The 5,423-nt window shown below is 72.8% G+C and carries 6 protein-coding genes; 2 read left to right on the top strand and 4 right to left on the bottom strand.

Annotated features, from left to right (window positions below):
* Positions 1–819, bottom strand: an 819-nt coding sequence (locus tag VKG64_06980; protein ID HKB24783.1) for a 3-deoxy-7-phosphoheptulonate synthase, incomplete at its 3' end; no start/stop codon positions are given.
* Positions 820–854: 35 nt separating this feature from the next.
* Between VKG64_06980 and VKG64_06985 the strand changes: the two genes are divergently transcribed.
* Positions 855–2,012, top strand: a complete 1,158-nt coding sequence (locus tag VKG64_06985) for an LLM class flavin-dependent oxidoreductase (GenBank protein HKB24784.1) — start codon at positions 855–857, stop codon at positions 2,010–2,012.
* Here VKG64_06985 and VKG64_06990 read toward each other — a convergent pair.
* The 3 genes from VKG64_06990 to VKG64_07000 are packed head-to-tail and all read right to left on the bottom strand — an operon-like array spanning position 1,999 to position 4,224.
* Positions 1,999–2,388 carry a hypothetical protein gene (locus tag VKG64_06990; protein HKB24785.1) on the bottom strand — a complete coding sequence of 130 codons (390 nt, stop codon included), beginning with the start codon at positions 2,386–2,388 and terminating at the stop codon, positions 1,999–2,001. The two genes, VKG64_06985 and VKG64_06990, sit on opposite strands and share 14 nt — an antisense overlap.
* Positions 2,389–2,415: 27 nt before the next feature.
* Entirely contained in the window at positions 2,416–3,639 is a 1,224-nt protein-coding gene (locus VKG64_06995) for a CoA transferase (protein ID HKB24786.1), read from the bottom strand.
* A gap of 45 nt (positions 3,640–3,684) precedes the next feature.
* Complete coding sequence (locus tag VKG64_07000) at positions 3,685–4,224, bottom strand: hypothetical protein (GenBank protein HKB24787.1); 540 nt, start codon at positions 4,222–4,224, stop codon at positions 3,685–3,687.
* Positions 4,225–4,272: 48 nt separating this feature from the next.
* Here VKG64_07000 and VKG64_07005 point away from each other — a divergent pair, with 48 nt between their 5' ends.
* A complete protein-coding gene (locus VKG64_07005; GenBank protein HKB24788.1) occupies positions 4,273–5,292 on the top strand; it encodes an MBL fold metallo-hydrolase in 1,020 nt (339 codons plus the stop codon).
* Positions 5,293–5,423 lie beyond the last annotated feature (131 nt).

Raw genomic sequence — 5,423 nt, forward strand, 5'->3', positions numbered from 1 at the left:
GTCCTTGTCGCTGTTGCCGTGGCTCGTGTCCACCATGAGCCGCGCGGGGAGCTTCGCGTCGCGGAGCGCGGCGAGCGCCTTCTGCACGTGGATCGCGTCGTAGTTCGGGCCGTCCGCGCCGCCGCGTAAGATCACGTGGCAGTCGGGGTTGCCGCGTGTCGAGACGATGCCGGCGAGCCCCTGCTCGGTGACGCCGAGGAAGCGGTGGTGGTGCGCGGCGGCGCGCACGGCGTCGATCGCGATCTGCACGCCGCCGTCGGTGCCGTTCTTGAAGCCGACCGGCATCGAGAGGCCCGAGGCGAGCTCGCGGTGGACCTGGCTCTCCGTCGTGCGCGCGCCGATCGCGCCCCACGCGACGAGGTCCGAGGTGAACTGCGGCGTGATCGGGTCGAGGAACTCGCAGCCCGACGGGAGGCCCAGCTCGACGAGGTCGAGCAGCAGCCGTCGCGCCAGCCGGAGCCCCTCGTTGATCGCGAAGGAGCCGTCGAGGTGCGGGTCGTTGATGAGCCCCTTCCACCCGACGGTGGTCCGCGGCTTCTCGAAGTAGACGCGCATGACGATGCGGAGGTCCTCCGCCAGCTCGTCGGCCAGCGCCTCGAGGCGCCGGGCGTACTCGAGTGCCGCCACGGGGTCGTGAATCGAGCAGGGGCCGACGACGACGATGAGCCGGTCGTCCTCGCCGGCCAGGATCCGCGCGACCTCCCTGCGGGCGCGGCTCACGATCTGCGAGCCCCGGTTGCTGAGCGGCAGCTCCTCGAGGAGGATCGCCGGCGGCAGCAGCGGCCGGATCGACTCGACGTGGAGGTCCCGCGTTTTCATCGGACGCCTATTGTACTAAACCGTATGATGGGGTCATGATCACCAAATTCGCCACGGTCTACGCCGGCCACGTGGACCTGCCCGACATGGGGCAGGGGGCCACGCCGGCCAACGAGCGGCGCTTCCCGAACGAGCACCTGGCGACGGTCTTCGAGAAGACCGATGCCGTCGCGCGGACGATGGACGAGCTCGGCTATCACGCGATCTGGCTCGCCGAGCACCACTTCCAGCACGAGGGCTACGAGTGCCTGCCGAACATCCTGATGACGGCGGTGCACCTGGCCCACGTGACACCGCGGATCCGCATCGGCTGCGCGTTCAACATCGCCCCCATGTGGCACCCGCTGCGCCTCGCCGAGGACTTCGCCACCGCCGACATCCTCACGCGCGGCCGGGTGATCTTCGGCGTCGGCCGCGGCTACCACACGCGCGAGGTCGAGACCTTCGGCGCGCCGATGCTCGACGCCGAGGCCAACCGCGAGCTGTTCGAGGAGCAGGTGGAGATCGTCCTCAAGGCGTTCAGCGCGGAATCGTTCTCGCACCACGGCAAGCACTACACGCTGCCCCCGGCCGTCCCGTACCGCGGCTACGAGCTGCGCGAGCTCACGCTGGTCCCACGCCCCGTCCACCGGCCCGTGGAGTGCTGGCAGCCCATCGTGAGCGCGAGCCCGCGCGGGCTCGACTTCATGGTGCGCCACGGCATCAAGGGCGTCATCGGCGGCGGCGCGGCGACCATGGCCGAGGGCCCGCTCCACGCCTACCGCGAGGCCGCGGCCCGCGCCGGGCGGAGCCTCGCCCTCGGCGAGGACCTCTGCCTCGGCATCTTCTTCCACCTCGCCGAGACGCGCGAGAAGGCCGTCCGCGAGATCACGCCCTTCTACGAGGAGCACGTGAAGATGTTCGCGCCGCTCGGCTTCGTGCCCGGCATCACGCGCGCGCAGGTGGACGCGGCCGCCCGTCGCGGCGGCTGGGGTGTCGCCGGCGTGCCGAGCGTGGAGCACTACATGAAGACCGGCGCGTGGTTCGCGGGCCCGCCCGAGGAGCTGGTCGCCTACCTGAAGGACCTCGAGTCGCGCTTCCCCGGCCTGCAGCACGTCAACATGAGCATCAGCATGGGTACGCCGAAGGCCGTCATGCTCGAGCAGCTGCGCTGGTTCGCCAAGGAGGTCATGCCCAGGTTCACGGGGGCGTGACGCCGCCGCTGTCCGCCAGGGGCACGAGGGCGTAGAACCGCGGCTCCGCCCCGACGACGCGCGTGATGTGCCCCTGGCCGGTCAGGTCCTCGGCCAGCACCACGTCTCCCGGCCCGAGCCGCACCACGGTGCCGTCGCCCACCTCGATCTCCGCGCTCCCCGAGAGCGAGATCGAGTATTGCCGTCTCGGGGCGCGGTGCCAGTCCAGCACGTAGCCCGGCGGCGAGACGCGAAAGGTGATCCCCGCCGCGGACTGCGTCGGGGTGCTCTCGCCGTGCGCGCCCTCGGTGTCCGTGAAGGGCTTCATCGCCAGCGGCAGCTCGGCGATGTGTGACCGTCCGTCCGAGCCGCTGTAGACGCGCCAGATCTTCGGCATGCTCGTGCTCTCCTTCGCGTCGCGAGCCTAGCGCGGGGGCGCCTGGATCGCGACGCCGCGCTCAAGAAGCCGACGGACCTCGGGCTCCGTGTAGCCGAGCGCCCGCAGCACCTCGACGGTGTGCTCGCCGAGCTCGGGCGGGGCCGTGGGCGGCGTCTTCGCGATGCCCGCGACGCTGATCGGGCTGTCCACCGTCGGGAGGCGGCCGAGGCGCGGGTGGTCGAGCTCCGGCAGGAGACCGTTCGCGCGGAGCTGCGGATCGCTCGCGACCTCGGCGTAGGTCGGGATGATCGCGAACGGGAGGTCGTGCGCCTCGAGCCGCGCCCGCCAGTGCGCCGCGTCCGCCGACGCGAAGATCGCGTCGAGGCTCGCGATCAGCTCCCGGGCGTGGGCGCGGCGCGCCGCGGAGTCGGCGAAGCGTGGATCCGTCATGAAGTCGGGACGCTCGACGGCCCGGCAGAAGCGCGGCCAGAGCTTCTCCGGATTGACGAGGGCGAGCTTCAGCATCCTGCTGTCGCGCGTCCGGTAATAGACGGCGCCGAAGCTCCGCGCCTGCGCGCGCGGGAGCTTGGGCGGGAACGTGGCGCCGCAGAGCTCGGCCTGGATGTTCCAGGCGTTCGCCCACGCGCCCGCGGCGAGGAGCGACGTGCCGACCTTGAGGCCGCGGCCGGTGCGCTCGCGGGCGAAGAGGGCGAGCGTGACGGCGCCGAAGAGCGCGAGCGCGGTCGGGTGATCGCCCGCGCCGCCGGCGAGCTGGCCGAGCGTGCCCTCGGGCGTGAGCAGGCTGGTCTCGAGCCCGGAGCGCGCCCAGTAAACGACCGTGTCGTAGCCGGGCTTGTCCGCCTCCGGCCCCGACTCGCCGAATCCCGACCCGTTCGCGTACACGAGGCGCGGGTTGAGGGGCGCCAGATCCTCCCAGCGGAGCTTCAGCTTCTCGAGCGCGGCGCGGCGGAAGTTCGTCAGGAAGACGTCGGCGGTGCCGGCGAGCCGATGGAGGGCGGCGACGCCGTCGGCGTCCCTCAGGTCGAGCGCGACGCCCTTCTTCGAGCGGTTGTCCACGAGGAAGCAGTAGGGCGTCTCGGAGTCGGGCAGCGTGGGGAGCTCGTGCATGCGCCGGTTGTAGTCGCCCTCCGGCGGCTCGACCTTGATGACCTCGGCGCCGAAGTCGGCGAGCATCGCGGCGGCGGAGGGGACCAGCACCATCGAGGCCGCCTCCACCACGCGGATGCCGTCGAGCAGCCCCCGGGTCATGGGCGCGATGCGAGCGCGAGGGTCATGGGCGCGATGGTAACAGAGCTAGCGGCAGCTCACGAACTCGATCCCGCCGACCCGGCGGCGCGGGCAGTCGACGGGCGGGCGCAGCGGCTCGCCGACGACCGCCGCACCGCCCGGCGCCTCGCCCGCCGGGCCGAGCCGGAGCTTTCGGAGCAGCAGCTCGAGCCGCGCCGCCTCGAGCTCGGCGTGCGCGGCCTCGAGCTCCACGACACGGCTCGAGAGCGCCAGGTAACGCTGGAACAGGGTGAGCTCGCCGAGCGTCAGCGACCAGAGGCCGCGCACGAGCGTCTGGGCGTCGTCGGGCTCGTCGCCCGCGGCGACGCGCGCGGCGAGCGTCGCGAGCCTGGCGTCGAGGCCGGCGAAGCTCGCCTCCGCGGCGAGCGCCTTGAAGTCGTCGAGCGCCTGTCGCACCTCGGCGACGAAGCGCCCGCGTCGCTCGGCGTAGGCGTCCACGTCGGTGCGCCACCGCTCACCGGGGGAGGGCGTCGGCCGCGCCGGCGTCGCGCAGCCCGCGAGGGTCCACAGGAGCAGCACCAGCACGACCTCCGTCGCGCGCATCATCGCCGGATGTTAGCCGAGAACCCTCGCGCGCGATGGTACACTCGCCCGGTGAGCCTCGAGTATCCGTGGGCGCAACCGCCGGCGCCGGGCGAGGTCATCGCGGTGGCGCCGGGCATCGCGTGGCTCCGCATGCCGCTCCCGTTCCGGCTGAACCACATCAACCTCTGGCTCCTCGACGACGGGCGCGGCGTGACCGCCATCGACACCGGCGTCGGGCTCGAGGACACGCGCGCACTCTGGGAGCGCCTGTTCGCCGGGCCGCTCGCCGGCCGGCCGCTCACGCGCGTCGTCGCCACGCACTTCCATCCCGACCACATGGGCAACGCGGGCTGGCTCACGGAGCGCGCGCAGACCGATTTATGGTGCACGCAGGGCGAGTGGCTCTACGCGCAGTACGCGCGGCGCGCGCGCGACGCGGCCGACGCCGAGCGGTACGTCGAGCACTACCGGCGCCAGGGATGCGGCGCGGAGGCGCTGGCGCTGATCGCGCAGCGGGGCAACCCGTACCCGACGCTCGTGCCCACGGTCGCGCCGGCCTTCCGGCGCATCCGCGACGGCGATGCGCTCGAGATCGGCGGGCGCCGCTGGGAGGTGCTCACGGTCCTGGGCCACGCGCCCGAGCACGCGTGCCTCTGGTGCCGCGAGCTCGGCGTGCTGATCTCGGGCGACCAGGTGCTCCCCAAGATCACGACGAACGTGAGCGTGTGGCCCGAGCAGCCCGCGGCCAACCCGCTCCGCCTCTACCTCGACTCCCTCGAGCGCTTCCGGCCGATGCCGCCGGAGACGCTCGTGCTGCCCTCCCACGGGCTCCCGTTCCGCGGCCTGCACGCGCGGCTCGGCGCGCTGCGCGACCATCACGACGCGCGCCTCGCCGAGGCGCTCGACGCGATCGTCGAGCCGCGCACCGCCGCCGAGGTCGTGCCGACGCTCTTCCGGCGCGAGCTCGACGTGCACCAGCTCGGCTTCGCGCTCGGCGAGTCGCTCGCGCACCTGCGCCTGCTCGAGTCGGACGGCCGCGCCGTGCGCGTCGTCGGGAAGGACGGCGTCCACCGCTTCCGGAAGGCGTGACCGCCGTGGCGGGCCTCGCGGCGGTCGTGTTCGACATCGGCGGCGTGCTGCTCGACTGGGATCCGCGCCATCTGTACAGCAAGCTCATACCCGACCCCGCTGAGCTGGCCGACTTCCTCGGCCGGATCTGT

The sequence above is a fragment of the Candidatus Methylomirabilota bacterium genome, assembly GCA_035260325.1.
Taxonomy (GTDB): domain Bacteria; phylum Methylomirabilota; class Methylomirabilia; order Rokubacteriales; family CSP1-6; genus AR19.